At 55.6% G+C, this 20,797-nt stretch carries 17 protein-coding genes; 12 read left to right on the top strand and 5 right to left on the bottom strand.

From position 1 onward, the window contains the following. Positions 1-179 precede the first annotated feature (179 nt). The gene (locus INT32_RS02180) at positions 180-794 is read right to left on the bottom strand and encodes a MarR family winged helix-turn-helix transcriptional regulator (RefSeq protein WP_193087076.1); all 615 of its coding nucleotides are present in this window, start codon (positions 792-794) and stop codon (positions 180-182) included. 145 nt (positions 795-939) lie between these two features. Between INT32_RS02180 and INT32_RS02175 the strand changes: the two genes are divergently transcribed. Further along, on the top strand, positions 940-1,920 hold the full coding sequence (locus INT32_RS02175; protein ID WP_193087075.1) for a quinone oxidoreductase: 981 nt from the start codon (positions 940-942) through the stop codon (positions 1,918-1,920). A gap of 70 nt (positions 1,921-1,990) precedes the next feature. Here the strand turns inward: INT32_RS02175 and INT32_RS02170 are convergent, their stop codons facing one another. After that, positions 1,991-2,938 (bottom strand): LysR family transcriptional regulator, encoded by a 948-nt coding sequence (locus tag INT32_RS02170; RefSeq protein ID WP_193087074.1) that lies wholly within the window; start codon positions 2,936-2,938, stop codon positions 1,991-1,993. A 106-nt stretch (positions 2,939-3,044) separates the two neighbouring features. On the opposite strand from INT32_RS02170, the gene INT32_RS02165 reads away from it, so the two are divergent. Continuing rightward, complete coding sequence (locus INT32_RS02165) at positions 3,045-4,109, top strand: aldo/keto reductase (RefSeq protein WP_193087073.1); 1,065 nt, start codon at positions 3,045-3,047, stop codon at positions 4,107-4,109. Here the strand turns inward: INT32_RS02165 and INT32_RS02160 are convergent. Beyond that, positions 4,088-5,101: a class 1 fructose-bisphosphatase gene (locus INT32_RS02160; protein WP_193087072.1), complete on the bottom strand. Its 1,014-nt coding sequence runs from the start codon at positions 5,099-5,101 to the stop codon at positions 4,088-4,090. The two genes, INT32_RS02165 and INT32_RS02160, sit on opposite strands and share 22 nt — an antisense overlap. Before the next feature lie 18 nt (positions 5,102-5,119). Further along, positions 5,120-7,843, bottom strand: coding sequence for an aminopeptidase N (pepN, locus tag INT32_RS02155; RefSeq protein ID WP_193087247.1), 2,724 nt, complete (start codon positions 7,841-7,843; stop codon positions 5,120-5,122). Positions 7,844-8,083: 240 nt separating this feature from the next. Between pepN and INT32_RS02150 the strand changes: the two genes are divergently transcribed. From INT32_RS02150 to INT32_RS02110, 9 genes are all read left to right on the top strand, one after another. After that, positions 8,084-8,776 (top strand): DUF4136 domain-containing protein, encoded by a 693-nt coding sequence (locus INT32_RS02150; RefSeq protein WP_193087071.1) that lies wholly within the window; start codon positions 8,084-8,086, stop codon positions 8,774-8,776. 13 nt (positions 8,777-8,789) lie between these two features. Next, positions 8,790-10,247 (top strand): metalloprotease TldD, encoded by a 1,458-nt coding sequence (gene tldD / locus INT32_RS02145; RefSeq protein ID WP_193087070.1) that lies wholly within the window; start codon positions 8,790-8,792, stop codon positions 10,245-10,247. A 461-nt stretch (positions 10,248-10,708) separates the two neighbouring features. Then, entirely contained in the window at positions 10,709-11,782 is a 1,074-nt protein-coding gene (aroG, locus tag INT32_RS02140; RefSeq protein ID WP_193087069.1) for a 3-deoxy-7-phosphoheptulonate synthase AroG, read from the top strand. 200 nt (positions 11,783-11,982) lie between these two features. Further along, complete coding sequence (locus INT32_RS02135; protein WP_193087068.1) at positions 11,983-13,488, top strand: FAD-linked oxidase C-terminal domain-containing protein; 1,506 nt, start codon at positions 11,983-11,985, stop codon at positions 13,486-13,488. A 7-nt stretch (positions 13,489-13,495) separates the two neighbouring features. Further along, a complete protein-coding gene (gene glcE / locus INT32_RS02130) occupies positions 13,496-14,593 on the top strand; it encodes a glycolate oxidase subunit GlcE (protein ID WP_193087067.1) in 1,098 nt (365 codons plus the stop codon). A gap of 6 nt (positions 14,594-14,599) precedes the next feature. After that, positions 14,600-15,826 (top strand): glycolate oxidase subunit GlcF, encoded by a 1,227-nt coding sequence (glcF, locus tag INT32_RS02125; protein WP_193087066.1) that lies wholly within the window; start codon positions 14,600-14,602, stop codon positions 15,824-15,826. 49 nt (positions 15,827-15,875) lie between these two features. After that, on the top strand, positions 15,876-16,994 hold the full coding sequence (gene mnmA / locus INT32_RS02120; RefSeq protein WP_193087065.1) for a tRNA 2-thiouridine(34) synthase MnmA: 1,119 nt from the start codon (positions 15,876-15,878) through the stop codon (positions 16,992-16,994). A 63-nt stretch (positions 16,995-17,057) separates the two neighbouring features. Beyond that, on the top strand, positions 17,058-18,434 hold the full coding sequence (gene purB, locus INT32_RS02115) for an adenylosuccinate lyase (RefSeq protein WP_193087064.1): 1,377 nt from the start codon (positions 17,058-17,060) through the stop codon (positions 18,432-18,434). Positions 18,435-18,674: 240 nt separating this feature from the next. Beyond that, positions 18,675-19,118, top strand: coding sequence for a cytochrome c (locus INT32_RS02110; protein WP_193087063.1), 444 nt, complete (start codon positions 18,675-18,677; stop codon positions 19,116-19,118). 206 nt (positions 19,119-19,324) lie between these two features. Here the strand turns inward: INT32_RS02110 and INT32_RS02105 are convergent, their stop codons facing one another. Next, positions 19,325-20,029 (bottom strand): cytochrome b/b6 domain-containing protein, encoded by a 705-nt coding sequence (locus INT32_RS02105; RefSeq protein ID WP_193087062.1) that lies wholly within the window; start codon positions 20,027-20,029, stop codon positions 19,325-19,327. 134 nt (positions 20,030-20,163) lie between these two features. Between INT32_RS02105 and INT32_RS02100 the strand changes: the two genes are divergently transcribed. Next, positions 20,164-20,727, top strand: coding sequence for a carboxypeptidase regulatory-like domain-containing protein (locus tag INT32_RS02100; RefSeq protein WP_193087061.1), 564 nt, complete (start codon positions 20,164-20,166; stop codon positions 20,725-20,727). Positions 20,728-20,797: the final 70 nt, after the last annotated feature.

Here is a 20,797-nt window from a genome sequence, read left to right as displayed (position 1 = left end):
GCCAATTCTGGGCTTGATTAAAAGGGGCTTGATCAAGGGGCCAACTATGGGCAGCCGGCCGCTCACACAGTGTTTTGCTTCGAGGGCTGTAGCGCGCTGAAGCGTGGGCGCGAGTATGCCGCGCGCCGATACCATCCGTGAGTCTGCCCCCATTGCGTCTGCGGCCAGCCATGTGCGAATCAGGTCGCTGGCCGATTATTGTTACAGGACAGGACGCAGCCGTCATCATTCTCAAGTTCTTTGAGCAGCCGTTCGTAGGTCTCGGTGTTGCCATTTTGCTGCATTCGCTGCAAAAAACTGATCAGCAGCGTGGTTTCTTCGTTGGTAAAGCCCTTGAGGTGGGCATTGAGCGCACGCGAGACAGCAGGCATCAGCTTTTCGGTGACCGTGTGGCCTTTTTCCGTCAATTCCAGCTCCACGACACGGCGATCGTTTGTCGAGCGGTGGCGCTTGAGAAACCCTTTTTTCTCCAGGCGATCCAGGGTGCGGGTCATGGCTCCGGTATCGACCTCTGCGGTGCGCGCGACGCTGGCCGGGGTATTGGCTTTTTCCAGCCCGATAATGGCAATCGGGTGCCATTGCGACGCTGTCAGGCCCAGGGGTTCCATTTCAGCTTCAATCATTTGCGATATGGAATGAAAATTGAGCCGGATTAGATAGCCGATGTTCTTGAGCCCTCTATTGTTTGCAGCATTGGTGTAAAAAGGGCCGCAAGCCTCGCTGATCGCATTGGATTCGAGTGCAGGATCCTGTTTGGCGGCTTCAGGAGAGACGGGGTGCTTGCCTTTGTTCATTTTAATTGCTGCCTAAGCAGATTTTGACTGTATCATAAGAATTATTTTAACTGACTCCGTTGATTTAATACAGCGTATCGACTTAAATACACTAATCTGTTTCATCCATTGTGGCTAATAGAAAACTCAGGAGGGTAGGGTGGCAATGTCTTCAAGAAAAGTAGAGATCAGCGAACACGGCGATGTCGGTGTCATGAAAGTGATTACCGAAGAGGTAGGCGCGCCGGCGGATAATGAAGTGCAGATCGTACAAAAGGCGATTGGTCTCAATTTCATCGATATTTATTATCGAACAGGTCTTTATGCGCAGCCGCTGCCGCATGGGCTGGGTTTTGAAGCTGCCGGTATCGTCGAGACCGTTGGCAGTCGCGTCACGCATCTGAAAAAGGGCGATCGCGTCGCTTATGGGCAAAGCCCCATTGGTGCGTATGCCGAGCTGCGCAATGTGCCCGCCGCCAACGTGCTTAAAATTCCGGATTTTCTGTCGTTCGATGAAGCGGCGGCCGTAATGCTCAAGGGCCTGACCGTGCAATATTTGTTCCGGCAAACGTACCGGTTGCAGGGACATGAAACGATTCTGTTTCATGCCGCGGCAGGGGGCGTCGGGCTGATTGCCTGCCAGTGGGCCCGAGCCCTGGGTGTAAAACTGATCGGTACGGTTTCCAGTCCCGAGAAATCGGATATTGCCCTGGCGCACGGCGCGTGGGCAACTATCGACTACAGCAAGGAAGACGTGGTCGAGCGCGTGCTGTCGCTGACCAATGGCAAGAAAGTGCCGGTTGTCTATGATGGCGTGGGCAAGGACACTTGGGAGCGCTCTCTGGACTGCCTGCAGCCGCGCGGCTTGATGGTTAGTTTCGGCAACGCATCCGGGGCTGTGACCGGCGTCAATCTGGGCATTTTGGCCAGCAAGGGCGCATTGTACGTGACCCGGCCCACCCTTGGTCCGCATGTAGACACTGCAGAAAAACTCAAGGCCGCTTCCGATGAGTTGTTCGATATGATCCGCAGCAAGAAAATCAAGGTGCAGATCGATCAGCGCTATAGTCTGGATGACGTGGGAGAAGCGCATCAGGCGCTGGCCTCACGTAAAACGACCGGCGCGACAGTGATCACGTTGGACTAAGTTGGGCCTGGCGGGGCAGGTTTTGGCAGCGGGCCTTGGTAACGCGAGACCCGCTTTCCCGCGTACTCGCTTACTCGTCGCCCATCAGCGCCTGACGGGTTTCTTCACTCTCCAGTTCGGTCAGCCACCAATGCAGGCCTTTGCCGACGGCGCGACCATGAGCAGGTTTGCGCCAGGCATAATTGCTTTGCACGACCCGCGGGCAGGCTGCCACCTTTTTGATAATCAGCTCTCCGGTTGCCAGATAAGGCTTGGCGTGAGAATAGGGTAGAAAACCGCAGCCCAGGCCCATTCGATGGGCCAGCACCTTGGCATGCAGATTGGGTACGGTAAAGACTCTTTGCATCGCCTGCACACCATAGGAAATACGGCGCGCATATCTTGCCGAATCTGCGGCAGCCACAGACTGGTATTGGGCGATCAGTTGCTCTTCCAGTGGTTCAGGCGCAGTGGCCAGCGGATGTTGGGGCGACACTACAAACACAAATGAAATTTTGCTAAGCGGCAGCGAATGAATATCCGAGCTTTGCAAGGTGCTGCTCACGCCAATGGCCAGATCCGAATGGCCGGCGATCAAGGTTTCCCAGGTGCCATCCAGTACTTCCTCGCGGATACGTAACTGCGTAGGCACATTGAGCGCGAAAAACTTCTCACACAGTTCGAACAACACCTTGCGCGACACAATCGTGTCTGCGCTGATGGTCAGCAGCGGCTCCCATCCTGTGGCAATGCGCTTGACGCGGTGGGCAATCTGTTCCACCGAATTGAGCAACTGCCGGCCCTCGTCGATCAATTCCCTGCCTGCGGGCGTTAGCGCGGCATGTCGGGACTTGCGATCAAACAGCAGGACGTCCAGCGCATCTTCAACCTGCCTGACGCGATAGGTCAGGGCGCTGGGAACCAGGTTCAATTCGCGAGCGGCTGCCGCAAAACTGCCTTTTTCCGCGATCAGCACCAGCATCTGGATGGTTTCCGGCGTCAGAACCTGATGGATTTCTCTGGTGGGGGGCGTATTCATGTTGCTTTCGCAGGAAGATAGATATTCTGATTATAAGTTCAAAATTTTTGCTACACCGAAGTCGCATTACAATCGGACAAGTTCTCTTAAATTGCGAAGGATAGTTATGCAGAAAGTAAAGCTGGGGAAAAGTGATCTGGAAGTGACCGATATTTGCCTGGGCACCATGACGTTCGGTGAACAGGTCAGCGAGTCTATTGCATTTGAAATATTGGATCTGGCCGTCGACCAGGGTGTGAATTTTCTGGATACGGCCGAAATGTATGCTGTGCCGACCCGTGAGCAAACCTATGGTGCGACCGAGACAATCATCGGCAACTGGCTCAGTCGCCGTCCGCAAGTGCGCCAGTCAGTTGTGCTGGCCAGCAAGGTTGCCGGGCCGTCGCGCGGCATGCCGTGGGTGCGTGAAGGCGAAGGCCTGACAGCAGCCGATATCATCCGCTCCTGCGAAGGTAGTCTGAAACGCTTGCAGACCGATTACATCGACCTGTATCAGATTCACTGGCCGGCCCGGCCGGTGCCCGCATTTGGCAATCGCTATTTCGACCCGGAGAAAACCAATCCTGACCAAAGCAGCATTGAAGAACAGTTGCGGGCCATGGACAGGCTGGTGCGAGAGGGGAAAATCCGCTATGTTGGCCTGTCCAATGAAACGCCTTATGGGGTCAGCGAGTTCATCCGTATCGCCCAGGCCGAAAATTTGCCAAGAGTGGCCAGCATACAAAACCCGTTCTGCTTGCTAAATCGTTCGTACGAAAACGGACTGGACGAGATGTGCCATCATCTTGATGTGTCGCTACTTGCGTACTCGCCGCTGGGTTATGGCCTGCTGACAGGCAAATATGATGAGTCCGGCACCACCGGAGAACAGGCGCCGGCTGACGCCAGGATTACCTTATATGAGTCGGTGCGCAAGCAGCGCTGGGGCCGGCCGGCTTCGCTTGATGCAGCGCGTGTATATAATGCGCTTGCCCGCAGGCATCAGTTGACGCCGGTACAGCTGGCGCTGGCGTTCTGTAATACAAAATGGCAGGTTGCCTGCACCATTATCGGGGTCAGGACAACGGACCAGCTTAAAGAAAATCTGGCTGTCAGCGGAGTTAAGCTGGACAGCCAGATCATGCAGGAAATAGATGCAATCAGGTTAAATCACTTTGATCCGGCGCAGTAGTCCTTAACCCGGGCCACTTCGTTTTTGGACCCTAGCACCACGCCTACGCGCTGGTGCAACTCGGTCGGCTGGATATCCATGATACGGTTGACCGAGTCGGTGGCCATGCCGCCGGCCTGCTCGATGATAAAGCTCATCGGATTGGCCTCATACATCAGGCGTAGCTTGCCCGGTTTTTTCGGATCGCGCGCATCCCATGGATACATGAAAATGCCGCCACGCGTCATGATACGATGTACATCGGCCACCATCGAGGCGATCCAGCGCATGTTGTAGTCTTTGCCCATCGGTCCGGTGGTGCCTGCCAGGCAGTCTTCGATGTACTGGCGCATGGGCGGCGCCCAATGGCGCATATTGGACATATTGATGGAGAATTCCTTGGTATCTTCCGGAACACGCATATTCTCGTGTGTCAATACCCAGCTGCCCAGTTCGCGATCCAGCGTAAAGCCCATCACGCCATTGCCGATCGTGAGTACCAGCATGGTTTGCGGACCGTACACAGCATAGCCGGCCACCACTTGCCGGCTGCCTGGTTGCAGAAAATCCTTTTCGGTCACTTCGCGCCCTGAAATATCGGCCGGCGCCTTCAGCACAGAGAAAATCGTGCCGATGGACACATTGACATCAATATTGGACGAGCCGTCCAGCGGATCGAACAACAACAGGTATTCGCCCTTGGGGTAGCGGTTGGGAATGTGATGGATGGTTTCCATCTCTTCGGACGCCATGCCCGCCAGATGGCCTCCCCATTCGTTGGCTTCAAGCAGAATTTCATTTGACAGTACGTCAAGCTTTTTCTGAACTTCGCCCTGAATATTTTCGCTTTCCAGACTTCCCAGTACGCCGCCCAGCGCACCTTTGCTGACAGCATGGCTAATGGCCTTGCAGGCGCGTGAAACAACTTCTACGAGCAAGCGCACTTCTGCCTCAATGGCATTATTGTTGCGCTGCTGCTCAACCAGATACTGGGTAAGGGTTTTTCGTGACATAAGGTCTCCGGAAAATAATTAAATACGCAATGCTTTGGACACAATCTCGCTCACATTGCTGGACAGACCCTCGTGATCGCGGACCTGCTCAAGCGATGATTTCATTTGTGATTGCAGTGCAGGAGTATAGCGCGCCCAGTTATCCATGACACGCGCCAGACGGGAAGCAACTTCAGGATTGATGGCATCGAGCGCCAGCACGGCTTCGGTCCACAAGGCGTAGCCGGAACCGTCCTGGTTATGGAACCCTTGCGCATTGTTCATGCAGAATTGGAAGATCAGGGAGCGGGCGCGATTGGGGTTGCGCAATGAAAATGCTGGATGCGCCATCAGTCCGCGGATCGTTTCCGTGCGGGTGTCGGCGGCGGTTGCCTGCAGGGCAAACCATTTGTCGATGACCAGTGGATTATGCTGCCATTTTTCGTAGAAATCAACGATGGCTTCCTGGCGCTTGTCCCCGTGGTGATAGTTGACGATGGCGCCAAGCGCGCCCATACAATCGGTCATGTTCTGCGCTGCCTGGTATTGGGCCAGCGCTTGCTGGCATGCCGCCTGATCGCCTGCCGCCATCAGGTACGCCAGTGCCAGATTTTTCAGGCTGCGTCGGCCCGCGCTGATCGGATCCGGGCTGTATGGCCCGGGCGTGTCGTTGCCAAGAAGGGTGGTGGTCCATTCGGACGCGGCCGCTTTGCCCAGGTTTTCCCGGACAGCGTGGCGGGCCTTGGCCAGCCATATCGGTTCTATCGGATCCATTTGCTCTGCCAGGAATTTTTCCGAAGGCAGTGTCAGCAGGCGGGCACGATAGTCGGCGTCCAGGCCCGCATCCTGCAGATTGTTTTTCCAAACCTGCACGAACGTCTCGGACAGGGCCGATTGCGCACCCTTTTGCAGCGCATCGACAAGCCCCAGAATCTCGCGTGCTGCCAGCGCTTGGCCCGCTTCCCAGCGGGCAAATGGATTGGGGTCAGACTGGGCCAGGACTGCCAGTTCCGCTGCCGTCCATTCATAATGAACAATGACCGGCGCGGAAAAATCGCGCAACAGCGAAGGGACGGGTTTGGCGGCGATGTCGGTGAAGGTCCAGGACTGACTTTGCTCAGTGAGCTCCAGCAGGCGTGTGTGTTCGCCGGCCGGGTCCGGGGCGGCATCGTGGCTCGCGCTGTCGTTGACCTCGCTTAGCACCAGCGGCTGTCCGTCAGCCGACAGAAGACCGACAGCAAAGGGAATATGAAAAGGTTTTTTCACAAAATCCTTGCGGATTTTTTCAACGCCCACCAGCGGTGTTTGCTGCGACAGGGTCAATGTCACCGTGTGCTGCGCGGCGTCGTGGCTCATGGCAACCTGCACCCGTGGCGTGCCGGCCTGCGAATACCAGCGCCTGAAGACGGACAGATCGCGTTGCGGGTGGACTTTTGTATACACGTATTCCATGGCATTGACGAAATCGTCGCAGGTGACGGCCTGTCCATCATGGCGGCGAAAATATTCGTCCATGCCATCGCGAAAGCCGGGCGCGCCCAGCAGCGTGTGCTGCATACGGATGACTTCGGCACCTTTTTCATAGACAGTGGCGGTGTAGAAATTGCCAATGGATTCGTAGCTGTCCGGGCGGATGGGATGCGCCATGGGGCCTGCATCCTCGGGGAACTGGCCGGCGCGCAACACGCTCACATCGTCAATCCGCTTGACCGCGCGGGCGCTGGCGGCAGCCTGGTCATCCAGTCCTGCGGCCATCATGTCCGCCGTAAATTCCTGATCGCGAAAGACTGTGAGGCCTTCCTTGAGGCTAAGCTGAAACCAGTCGCGGCAGGTAACGCGATTGCCGGTCCAGTTGTGGAAATATTCGTGACCGATCACGGCTTCCACGGCAGAAAAATTGGCATCGGTGGCAGTATCGGGATCGGCCAGCACATAACCGGAATTGAAAATGTTCAACCCCTTGTTTTCCATGGCGCCCATATTGAAGTCGCGCACGGCCACAATCATGAAGCGATCCAGATCCAGTTCCAGGCCAAAGCGCTTTTCGTCCCAGACCAGAGAGCGCTCCAGCGATGCCAGTGCCCACTCGGTCTTGTCCCGGCTGCCCTTGTCGCTGTATATCTGCAACAGCACGTCGCGGCCATTATGGGTTTTGACGGTTTTTTCGCGAACATCGAAATCGCCGGCGACCAGCGCGAAAAGATAGCTGGGCTTGTGAAACGGGTCATGCCAGACCGCCTGATGACGACCGTCGGGCAGGTCGGTGGATGACAGCAGATTGCCGTTGGACAGCAGATAGGGGTACTTTTCCTTGTCGGCGGCAAGCGTGACGGTATAAATGCTCATCACGTCCGGACGATCGGGAAAGTAAGTAATGCGGCGAAAGCCTTCGGCTTCGCACTGCGTGAAAAAGCCGCTCCCCGATTTGTATAGGCCCATGAACAGGGAGTTGGCTGTCGGATTCAGTGTGGTGCATATGCGCAGTTCAAATGAACCGGACAATTGCGCAATCACCAGTTGGTCCTGGTCCAGTTCATAGGCGTCTGCGCCCAGCGCCTGGCCATTTAGATACAGCGCGTCCAGGCTGATGTCCTCGGCATTGAGCACCAGATCGGCAGGCGTCTTGTCTTTGGCGGTGAATGTCAGGGTAGAGATGACAACAGTGCGGTTTTCGTCCAGGTCGAAATTGAGTGCCACCGTATCAAGCGTAAACGGGTAGGGTTGGTAGTCGCTGCGATAGACGGTCGGACTGTTTTCTTCAATCAATTCTGTAGGCATGGTGGTCACTGTGGTGCTGGTGAACGGAAAGTGAATTTGCGGTACAACCGGCAGGGTTCACTTGAAAAAAAGCGATTTGTAGCTATTTGTCCTAATTATAGGGGCTTGCCCTGAATTGGAACCTTAAAAGACGTTTTGTGTCAAAATTGAAGTACAGTTTGCGGCGCGTGTCGGGCGCGGCAGGCCATCTATGATATTGGCGTGTGATTGGCAGGAGAAAGAAGCATGCGACATCTGCAAGTGCCCCGTATCCGGAACCTCGTTTTGGCTGGCTTGTTTCTGGCGGGATTGACCGCCTGCTCGACAACCAGTGAATTTACGACTCAGGTTACCTCGTTTCAGCAATGGCCTGCTGCCGTTGCAGGACAGCACTACCGCTTTGTCGACAGCAGACAGCAGAATCTGGAGCAGGCTGCCTATACCGGCTATATTCGCAATAACATGTTCCGCACCGGCCTGATCGAAGCGATGGGCCGCCAGCGCGCCCGTTTTGAAGTTGGCTTTACCACCGGCACCGAAGTGCGTCAGCAAATGGTCCAGCGGGAAACCGGCAATTATGATTTGTATCCGACACTGGGGCTGGGCATGGGCTTTCCCTATGGTTATTATGACAACCCTTTCTACAGCAGCTTCGGCTTTGCCATGACGCCACGCTATCAGCTGGTTCCGGTACCTTACCATCGCTATTCGCTCACTGTGTATATTCGTGACAGGCAGCAAAATGGCAATGAAGTATTTCGCGCCAGCGCCGTGGCAGATTCGCGCGAGCGTGGCCTGCCCGAAGTCATGCCCTATCTGGCCGCTTCGGTGTTTGACCAGTTCCCCGGGCATAACGGTCAGGTTCGCACCGTTGAGTTTGAACGCAACAAGGCAGGCGTCGCAGGTACAGCGCCTCCCATTACAGTAAAGAAACCTTAGAAGACACCCTTACATGAAACCTATTGAATCCGATCTCCAGGCAGTCGCAACGGCAAAATCCCTGCTGCTGGATCCCTGGGACCTGAATGAAAACCACATGGCTGCGGCGCTGGCCGAGATTTTTACCCATAAGGTCGATTACGCCGACCTGTACTTTCAATATACGCGCAGCGAAAGCTGGAGTCTGGAAGAGGGTATTGTCAAGACCGGCAGCTTCTCCATCTCCCAAGGCGTAGGCGTGCGAGCGCTGGCGGGCGAGAAAACCGCTTTTGCCTATTCAGACAAACTCTCGCCCGAGGCGCTCATGGAGTCGGCCACGACGGTCAAGGCGATTGCGCGGCAGGGTGAAGGGCGCATGAAGGTGATCGGCAACGGCAAAAACAAGGCGCACGACCTGTACGGCCAGGATGACCCGATTGCTGCCATGCCAGCCACGGAAAAAGTGGCGTTGCTTGGCCGGGTCGAGACCATTGCCCGCGCCAAAGATCCCCATGTAATTCAGGTCATGGCCGGCCTGGGTTCGGAATATGACGTGGTAATGATTGTAGGCAGCGATGGCCGTCTGGCAGCCGATATCCGACCGCTGGTACGATTGTCTGTCACCGTAATCGTCGAGCGCAATGGCCGACGTGAAATGGGCCATGGCGGCGGCGGTGGTCGTCTGGGCCTGAACTATTTCTCGGATGCGTTGTTGCACGAGTACGTCGACAAGGCGGTGCACGAAGCGCTGACGAATCTGGATGCCAGGGACGCGCCGGCAGGTGAAATGACGGTTGTGCTGGGCTCCGGCTGGCCGGGCATTCTGCTGCACGAAGCCGTCGGCCACGGTCTGGAAGGCGATTTCAACCGAAAGGGCTCAAGCATTTTCTCCGATCGTATCGGTGAGCGCGTTGCCTCCAAGGGGGTTACCGTGATCGATGACGGCACGATCAAGGATCGTCGCGGTTCCCTGAATGTGGACGACGAGGGCAATCCGACGCAGCGCAATGTGCTGATCGAAGACGGTATTTTGCGTGGCTACATGCAGGACTCACTGAATGCACGCCTGATGAAGACCAAGGTGACCGGCAATGGTCGCCGTGAATCGTATGCCCATCTGCCCATGCCTCGTATGACCAATACCTTTATGCTTGGCGGAGATCACAACCCGCAGGATATTGTTGCCTCGGTCAAGAAAGGCCTGTACGCCGTCAATTTTGGCGGCGGGCAGGTCGATATCACCAGCGGCAAGTTCGTGTTTTCGGCCAGTGAAGCCTATATGATCGAAAATGGCCGCATCACCTATCCGGTCAAGGGCGCGACATTGATCGGTAACGGCCCTGAAGCCATGAACCGGGTTTCGATGATCGGCAACGATTTATCGCTTGATTCGGGTGTGGGCACTTGCGGTAAGGAAGGGCAAAGCGTGCCGGTAGGGGTGGGCATGCCCACCATCCGCATGGATGGCCTGACGGTTGGCGGAACAGCCTGAGCCTTTTAATTGGCCCGGCTTCGCTTGCAACGCCGGGCTTTGCTGACTGGCTTACCGACCTTGGTGTTGCGGAAAAAGCGCGTGGCTGGGCAAAACGGTCTTTTTCTCCGCGATAATCGATTCTTCCACCCGAAAGCCGCGCATTCTGTGGTCCGGCCGGTACAGTCCCGGTATATTTTTGTCCTGACGGCAGATTGATGTGCCAATGTGCAAAAACCTGTGCTAGGATTGCTCTTATGAAACAAGTTAGCCACGTCTTTTTCTTTTTTTATTTTACATTTTCGACGCGATAGGCGGAGGAAAGGACGTTGCGTACTTAGCGAAAGCAGAAACAAGCTACAAGACACCAAAAGGCCGCCAGAATATCTGGTGGCCTTTTTTGTTTTGAGCGATGCACTGCCTGGCTGGGCAAACCTATAACCGATTCGATTGATTGATTAACGATATATCTGGAGTTTTCCGTGTCCTACAATACTGACGATTTACGTATCCGCGAAATTAAAGAGCTTAGCCCGCCGTCTCATCTGATGCGCGAGTTTACCTGTTCCTCTCAGGTGTCCAGCCTGGTGCATGATACGCGCGAGGCGATACATCGCATTCTGCATGCCAAAGATGACCGGCTGGTTGTCATTATTGGCCCGTGTTCAATTCACGATCCGGCCGCGGCGCGCGAATATGTAAAGCGCCTGAAGGAACAGCGTGACCGCTTCAGCGACGATCTGGAAATCGTCATGCGCGTGTATTTCGAAAAACCTCGCACGACCGTGGGCTGGAAGGGCCTCATAAACGATCCGGATCTTGACGGCAGTTTCAATATCAACAAGGGCGTGCGGCTGGCGCGCGAATTGCTGCTGGAGGTCAACGAGAATGGCGTGCCTGCGGGCTGCGAATTTCTGGACATGATCACCCCGCAATATATTGCCGACCTGGTGTCCTGGGGCGCGATCGGTGCGCGCACGACAGAGAGCCAGGTGCACCGCGAACTGGCGTCGGGCCTGTCGTGCCCGGTCGGTTTCAAGAACGGGACCGACGGCAATATCAAGATTGCCATCGACGCGATCAATGCCGCCTCACAGCCTCATCATTTTCTGTCGGTAACCAAGGGCGGCCATTCGGCAATCGTCTCTACCGTTGGTAATGACGATTGTCATGTCATTCTGCGTGGCGGCAAGGCCCCCAATTATGACGCCGAAAACATCAATCTGATGTCCGAGCAATTGTCCAAGGCGGGCCTGGCCAGCCGTATCATGATCGATGCCAGTCATGCCAACAGCAACAAGAAATATGAGAATCAGCCTCAGGTGATCGACGATGTGGCGCAGCAGATGGAAACCGGCGATCATCGCATTTTTGGCGTCATGGTAGAGAGTCATCTGGTTGCGGGTCGTCAGGATCTGAAAGAGGGCGTCGAACTCACTTACGGACAGAGCATTACGGACGGCTGCATCGGCTGGGACACGTCGGTCCAGGTGCTGGAGCGTCTGGCCCAGGCAGTGCGTACGCGGCGTGAGCAGAAAACAGATATCAATACCTGAATTTATGCATGCTGAGTGCAGCGGTGGCAACAGCGCCGACCCGCGCGTCGCTGCCGCTGCCTGTTTCGGGGCATTATATGCCCCGAAGTCATTTTGCTTTGCCGCAGGAGTGAACAATCATTAGGGTTAATCACGTTTTGGTTCGTGGCCGGTCAGGGTATACTTAAGCTTTATATCAGTTGTCATAAAAAAGGGTTGTCATGGATGTGAGTGCGCAGCTGCGACATGCGCCGCAGGCCGCTGAAAGCGGACCGGATTTTTCTGAACTGATCGCCGAATTACATCGCGGTCTGCCGGCGCATTGTGTGCTATCCCGTGTTGAAGAAAAAAAACCATTTGAATGTGATGGGCTGACGCTTTTCAAGGAAATGCCAGGCGTGGTTGTGCTTCCGGAAAACGAGGAACAAATCATTCACGTTCTGAAAACCTGTAAAAAAATGGGCGTGCCCGTGGTGCCGCGCGGGGCAGGTACAGGCCTGTCGGGCGGCGCGACGCCGCATTCGCAGGGTGTGTTGCTGGGCGTATCCAAACTCAACAAAATCAGACATATCGACCCGCAGGCAGCCACCGCTATCGTTGAGCCCGGCGTGCGCAATCTGGCAGTGTCCGAAGCGGCCGCAGCATACGGCCTGTATTATGCGCCTGACCCGTCCAGCCAGATTGCCTGTTCAATCGGCGGCAACGTTGCCGAGAATGCCGGTGGTGTGCATTGCCTTAAATATGGCCTGACGGTTCATAACGTCATCCGCTTGCGGATTGTGACGATTGATGGCGACATTCTCGAACTGGGTGCCGATGCACCCGACGCACCCGGTCTGAATCTGCTGCCGGTCTTTATCGGTTCGGAAGGCATGCTTGGCATTGTGACCGAAGTCAAGGTCAAACTCATTCCCAAGCCGCAACTGGCACGCGTCATCATGGCAAGCTTCGCCTCTGTTGAGGCGGCGGGCGAGGCGGTCAAGAATATTATCGGATCGGGCATTATTCCTGCCGGCCTTGAAATGATGGACAAGCGCGCAACCCATATGGTCGAGCCGTTTGTGAAGGCCGGTTATGACCTGGATGCCGAGGCGATTCTGCTGTGTGAATCGGACGGCACTGAGACCGAGGTTGAAGACGAAATCGTACGCATGGAAAAAGTATTTTCCGACTGCGGTGCGACGCGTTTGCAAACCTCCAGTTCCGAAGAGGAACGCTTGCGTTTCTGGGCCGGCCGCAAAAATGCATTTCCCGCCGCCGGTCGCATATCGCCTGATTACTATTGCATGGATGGCACGATTCCGAAAAGCCAATTGGCCTATGTGCTCAATGAAATGGTGAAAATGGAAGCGAAATATCAATTGGGTTGCGCCAATGTGTTCCATGCGGGCGATGGCAATTTGCATCCGCTGATTTTGTTTGATGCGAACGACCCGGATTCAGTGCGACGTGCTGAAGATTTCGGTGCCGATATCCTGGAGCTGTGTATCAAGGTGGGTGGCACGGTCACCGGCGAGCATGGCGTGGGTCTGGAGAAAATCAACCAGATGTGTTCGCAGTTTACTCGTGAAGAGCTCGATGCCTTTACCGCGCTGAAAAAAGCGTTTGATCCCGATATGCTGCTCAATCCGACAAAGCAGATTCCGACATTGAATCGTTGTGCCGAATATGGTCGCATGCATGTACACGGCGGTCAGATCGCTTTTCCCGATATCGAACGTTTCTAAGTATCTTATGAAATTCATTAAAGAAGATCTGGCAGAACAGGTTGCCGCAGCTGTGGCGGGCCGCAAGCAGATTGTCATTCGCGGCGGCGGCTCCAAAGCCTTCTATGGCAACGCGATCGCCGAAACCGAACAACTGGTCGAGCTGGACGTGACGCCTTATACCGGGGTCATCAGTTATGAACCATCAGAGCTGGTCATGACTGCCCGTTGCGGTACGCTACTGAGCGACATCGAAGCCGCGCTGGACCAAGAGAATCAGCGCCTGGCATGGGAGCCGCCGCATTTTGGCCAACAGGCAACCATCGGCGGTGCCATTGCCACAGGGCTGGCCGGCCCGGGACGCATGGCCGCCGGCGGGGCCAGTGACTTTGTGCTGGGCACAGTGTTGCTCAATGCAGAAGGGCAGCAATTACATTTTGGTGGCACGGTGATGAAGAATGTGGCCGGCTACGATATGTCACGCCTGCTCACCGGTTCCATGGGCGTGTTCGGCCCTATTCTGGAAATCTCGTTCAAGGTGCTGCCCAAGCCGATTTGCGAAGTCACACTGCAGCGGCAATGTACCCTGAAGGAAGCATTCGAATGCTTTGGCCAGTGGCAGGCCAAGGCGCTGGGTATCAGTGCCTCAGCCTGGATCCCAGAGGGCGATACACAGCAGGGCGTGCTCTATCTGCGCGTATCCGGTGCGCAGCCCGCCGTTAAACAGGCGTGCGGCGTCCTGGGCGGCGAGCGGGTAGATGAGCAGGTGGCCAAAGAATTATGGCTATCGCTCAGAGAACATACCCATCCGTTTTTTGGCGATACCGTCTGGCGCGTTTCTGTGCCGCCTTTGGCCGACACTGTAAACGAATCGGTTCCGCTACTGGAGTGGGGAGGTGCGCAGCGCTGGCTGCGACAGGTTAGCGATGTGACCAACATTCGTCATGCCGCTGCGCAACGCGGCGGGCACGCGACGCTGTTTCGAGCCGGAGCCGGCGTCAGTCAGCCCGTCGATGGTGTGTTCCAGCCGGTCAGTGCCGGGATTGCCGCCATTACCCGCCGTCTCAAGAGCAATTTAGACCCGTTGGGCACATTTTACTCAGGCCGGTTACTCAGGAATATCTAACGTATCATGCAGACCAATCTTGCCGACTGGGCAAAAAACAGCAGCTATGGCGAAGAAGTAGACGCAATCTTGCGCAAATGCGTGCATTGCGGCTTCTGTTCTGCCACCTGTCCCAGCTATCAGATACTTGGCGATGAGCGCGACAGTCCGCGTGGGCGCATTTACCTGATCAAGGAAATCGTCGAGGGCAAGGAGCCTACCAGTATCACTCAGAAGCACCTGGACCAGTGTCTTACCTGCCACAATTGCGAAACCACCTGCCCGTCGGGCGTGCAGTACGGTCATCTGGTCGATATCGGCCGCGAACTGGTCGCAGAACGCGTTACCCGTACGCCGACAGACCGTTTTCGGCGCACACTGCTGGCGGCGGGTCTGAACTCCCAAGCCTTTGCGCCTGCGGTGAAACTGGGCCGCATGTTGCGCTCCTTCATGCCGGCCACACTGGCGGCCAAACTGCCGGAGGCTCGCCCAGCGGGGGCGCTGCCGGTCGGTCGCCACCAACGCCAGGTGCTGGTGCCGCTCGGGTGTGTTCAGCCTGCGCTGATGCCATCGATCGACGCTGCGACCATAAGAGTGCTGGATGCTGCGGGAATTTCATCTGTGGATATCAGTCGCAATACATGTTGCGGCGCCGTCAATTTCCATCTGGATAAGGTAAACAGCAGCATCGCCCAGATGAAAAGCAATATCGACGCCTGGGTGCCGTTGCTGGAATCAGGCCAGGTGGAGGCCGTCATCATGAACGCGTCCGGTTGCGGGGCGTTCGTCAAAGAGTATCCGTTTTATCTTCGCAACGAACCTGCGTATGTGGAAAAGGCGCGCTATCTGGTTCAGCACGTAAAGGATATTGCCGAAGTGATTGCGCCCGAAGCGGCGACACTGAAGGCCAAATTCAAAAAGCCGCTACCGGCCTCAGCTGCATTTCATCCGCCCTGTACGCTCCAGCACTGGCAGGGGCTGCGTCCACTGACCGAGTCGTTGCTGGCCGATCTGGGATTTGACCTCAAGGCGTTTGGCGAGGCCAATCTGTGTTGCGGTTCTGCTGGGACGTATTCGGTTCTTCAGCCGGAAATCGCCACGGGCCTGCGTGATCGCAAGCTTGAAGCCATCGGCAAAACCTCGCCTGAAGTCATCATTACCTCCAATATGGGCTGTATGTCCCATCTGCAAACCGGAACCCAGACGCCGGTACGCCATTGGGTTGAAGTGGTCGATACTGCCTTAAGTGCCTAGAAGACGCTGATTTCCCCGTTTGGGCAGCCAGGACGGTAAAATATCGTCCATGAATGAACAATCTTCTGTAAAACCTCGTGTGGTGGTGGGCATGTCCGGCGGCGTAGATTCGTCGGTCAGCGCCTGGCTACTCAAAGAGCAGGGTTATGAGGTCATCGGGCTTTTCATGAAAAACTGGGAAGATGACGATGATTCCGAATACTGCTCAACCCGTCAGGACTGGCTCGATGCAGCCAGCGTTGCCGATCTGGTCGGCGTGGACATCGAAGCGGTCAATTTTTCCGCCGACTATAAGGATCGTGTCTTTTCGGAGTTCCTGCGGGAATATTCTGCCGGCCGCACGCCCAATCCCGATGTCCTGTGCAATGCCGAGATCAAGTTCAAGGCATTTCTGGATCACGCGCTGACCCTGGGAGCCGATTACATAGCGACCGGGCATTATGCACGCGTGCGGGCGGTGCAACGGCATGGCGTCACCGAGTATGAACTACTCAAGGGGCTGGATGCCAGCAAGGACCAGAGCTACTTCCTGCACCGGCTCAATCAGGCGCAACTGTCCAAGGCGTTGTTTCCCTTGGGTGAAATTGACAAAACCGAAGTGCGCCAGATTGCCCATAAGCTGGGTCTGCCCAATGCGGCGAAAAAGGATTCCACAGGCATCTGCTTTATTGGCGAGCGCCCCTTTCGGGAATTTTTGAATCGCTATCTGCCTACTAACCCAGGCCCCATTCTTACCGATGATGGCCAGCAAGTCGGGCAGCATCACGGGCTTGCCTTCTATACCCTGGGCCAGCGCAAGGGACTGGGCATCGGCGGTGTCAAAGGCCGTCAGAATGATGATGGCATTGCCGACGCCTGGTATGTTGCTCGCAAGGATTTGCAAAACAACACCCTGTATGTGGTGTCGGGCCATGATCATCCGTGGCTGCTGCAGCACGAGGTGCGTGCCGAAGATGTCAGCTGGGTGGCCGGACATGCGCCTGTTGCAGGACCGTACGGGGCCAAGACGCGCTATCGTCAGGTAGACGCGCCGTGCGAACTGATCCTGGGCAGCGATCCGGGCCGATTACATTTGAAATTTTCCCAGGCGCAATGGGCTGTTACACCCGGTCAGTCCAGCGTCCTATACGACGGCGATATCTGTCTGGGTGGCGGCATTATTGCCTGAAATTCGTCCGGCAGGGCAACGACCGTCTGCCGGTAATTCTCACTTTTATTTTTTTATTTCATTATGAATATTTCAGATTCGATTTCTCCGCTCAATGCGTTATCTCCGCTGGACGGTCGTTATGCCTCTCGTGCAGCAGCCTTGCGGCCCTTTTTGTCTGAGGCCGGCTTCATGGCGCATCGTGTGGAAGTCGAGGTGTCCTGGCTTATCGCGCTGTCGCAGGCTGGCCTGAGCGAGTTGCCGGCATTCTCTACTGATGCCGAAAACACCTTGCGCAGCTGGGTTCAGGATTTCAGCGAAGCCGATGCCCAGCGCATCAAGGATATCGAGAAAAAAACCAACCATGACGTCAAGGCCGTGGAGTACTGGCTTAAAGAGAAAGCGGCGGGTAATGATGAACTGTCGGCCGCTGCGGAGTTCATCCATTTTGCGTGCACTTCGGAAGATATCAATAATACGTCGCACGCCCTGATGCTGACGCGTGCACGTGACCAGGTCATTGTGCCCGCGTTGCAGAACCTGCTGTCGATATTGAAGGATGATGCCCGTCAGTTTGCGCAGCAACCCATGCTGGCCCGCACGCACGGCCAGCCGGCCAGTCCCACAACCATGGGCAAGGAGTTTGCCAATGTGGCAGCGCGACTGGAGACGGCGATTGCCGCTATTTGCGCGGTCAAGCCCCTGGCCAAGCTTAACGGTGCAACCGGTAACTACAACGCGCATTATTCGGCTTATCCGGAACTGGACTGGCCCGCGCTGAGCAAAAAGGTGCTGGCCGATTTGTCCCTGACACAGAATCCCTATACGATCCAGATCGAACCACATGACTGGATGGCTGCGCTGTTTGATGCCATTGCACGCGCCAACACCATTTTGCTTGACTTGAACCGGGACATCTGGGGCTATATCGCACTGGGCTATTTCAAACAGCGTCTGCGCGAAGGCGAAGTGGGATCATCGACCATGCCGCACAAGGTCAATCCCATTGACTTTGAAAACTCCGAGGGCAATATCGGGCTTGCCAACGCGGTCCTGAAGCACTTATCCGAGAAACTGCCGGTGTCGCGCTGGCAGCGTGACTTGACCGACTCCACCGTGTTGCGCAATCTGGGCGTTGCCCTGGGCTATTGCATGGTTGCCTGGGACTCATGCAGCAAAGGGCTGGGCAAACTGGAACTCAATCCGCAGGCAATTGATCGCGATATTGACCAATGCTGGGAAGTGCTGGCCGAGCCGGTGCAGACCGTGATGCGTCGTCATGGCCTGCCCGAACCTTACGAGCAGTTGAAAGCACTGACGCGCGGTCGTGGAATTACTGAAGAAGCACTGCGTGCGTTTGTCCAGGGGCTGCAATTGCCCGAGGATGCGAAGCAGCGATTGCTGCAGATGACACCGCGCAGCTACATCGGCCTGGCAGCAGAACTGGCAGCTAAAATCTGATAGCCAAATTTGGTCATCACATCAGTTCGCTAATACCGAACCGATACCGGTTACGATTTGGCGCGGCCTGATGTGACGCGACGGCTGGATGAATGGCCAGGCAGCAATATCAGTCAGCTCAGACAGACCAGCAAGGGGCAGTCGAACAATGTGTCGACTGCCCCTTGTGCTTTTTGGTGATGGCAAATAATGACGTATATGCGCTATCATAGGCGGGTCATTTATCCGGGAGTCAATGTAATGAAAACATCGGTTGTTGTTGCTAGCTGTTTGACCCTGCTGTCCTTGACGGCAAATGCGCAGTTTCTCAAAACCAAAGAAGCTCAGGATTATCGTCATCATGGCATGGAATTTATTGGGGATAATTTCAAGCGCATGGGCCATATGGTCAAGGGCGAACAGCCCTACGACAAGGAAGCGTTCATCAAATACGCGAATCTGCTCAAGACGCTTGCGCCGCTGCCATTTGAAGCGTTCTACAAAGGCACAGAGGGCGGGGATGCAAAAGATGAGGTGTTTTCAGACCCTGAGGGCTTTAACAAGGCCAAAGATAAAATGCTGGTTGCGGTAGACCGGCTTGCCGCCGAAGCGCCATCTGGCGATATGAAAAAAATCAAGGTGGCTTTCGGCGGGGTTGGCCAAAGCTGCAAGGCCTGTCACGACAATTACCGCAAGGATGACTAAACTTTAACAATAGTTATGCCAGCCCTCCGGCAATCACGGGTGGCAGGCACACTGTTGCGGATAAGTTGTTGCGCTGAAGGAACAGCCATGCTGCACCCCGGTCACATCGGGCGTAAACGGATATTCCAAATGTAAAGAAACGTCACAGATAGCATGGCTGGCGCTGTTAAAGGCACGCGCTGCCTGTGATGTTGCACCCCGCCAGCTCACAATTGCGAGAGCCAGAATACGAAAGCGGCGCAGATCAGCAATACGATGGACGCCCGGATGGCGGTTGCGGCATTATCCTGGCTGCGCGCTGGCGCTTTTGCATCCATAGGCCGGTCAGCCGGGACGTCGCCAGTTACCATGGCGCGTATCAGGGGGTGCCTGCGAAACACACTGTAATAGGCAATTGCACATAGATGCAGCGCCACCAGCGCGACAAGCACCCATTCACTGGCGTGGTGGATACTGTTGAAAAAGCGGCTGATCGCCGGATCCAGTCCGCTTAGCGGGCCTTCGAAAAGAATGTCGTCGCTGGCAAAGAGCCCGCTGGCTGCCTGCACGCCGAAAGCCAGCAACATGGCAACCACGGACCACGCGCCCAATGGGTTGTGGCCAGCTGCCCATGTCATTGTGTGTAATTTTATTGTACGTACATAAGCGATAATTTTCCGCGGGCCCACGATAAATTGCGTAAACCGCGCGTAATAGGGGCCAACGACGCCCCAAATGAGGCGGAAAAGAATGAGGGTAAGCACGGCATAGCCGAAACGCGAATGCCAGGTCATCCAGTCCAGGCCTGTTTCCGACAGCCAGCCCTCGGTAATGCCGGCAGACTTGACGCAGAAATAGGCGCCCGCCACACAGAAAACCAATAGCCAGTGAAACAGTCGCAAAGGCAGATCCCAGACTCTGATATTCTTCATTTGTCATTTTCCAGCAAGTTGCTTTCAAGCCAATTTCCGTTGCCTAACTTTACCGTTATTTTAACATTTGCAGTGTAATTGCCGCGGAGTTAGTCTATGATAAGCGAACTATTCAAATCAGTTTACAGGTACTCATGTCGCGTTCAACCAAAGTCCTTCTTGCGATCATTGCAGCGGCTGTGCTCGCAGGGTGTTCCTCTACCAAAACGGGCAGAGACCGTTCAATCAGCCATTCCCCGCGCGAACAAGTGGTGCGAATTGAGTATGACGAAAGCGCCTACGCCCTGCCAATCGGGCAGCCCACCATGCTGGTGGGGCGCGCGTTCATTTATGATGCCATTAATGGCGGAGAACGCAGCGGTGGAAACGTCGACGTCGTGCTCAATCCCGTATCGGCCATGAGCGAACAGTGGTTCAACGTGGTCTGTCGTCGCGGTAATGTGCTGGCGGGCAAAGCAGATCCACGCTACGCAGCCAGGGCCTATGCGTCCAAAACCAACTCTTTCGGCCAATTTGCGTTCACCAACGTACCGTCAGGCGAATATTACCTTACGACGCGGCTTTACTGGATGGATACCAAACCCTTCTCGGGCGCTGTCCAGTATGGCGGATTGCTAGCCAAAAAAGTACGGCTTGTTCCGGGGACAAATACGATCAATCTGTCGGACAGCGACAAATGCCGGGGCTATTTTCATTGATCATGTGGTTACCGGCTGACCTGTGGCAACGGACGATCCTCCATGTTAACTGCCTCTCCTTCTTTTTCTC

The organism is Advenella sp. FME57, from assembly GCF_014897675.1.
Lineage (GTDB): Bacteria > Pseudomonadota > Gammaproteobacteria > Burkholderiales > Burkholderiaceae_B > Advenella.
The sequence above is the reverse complement of the archived record's forward strand: the minus strand, read 5'-3'. Positions and strand labels throughout refer to the sequence as shown.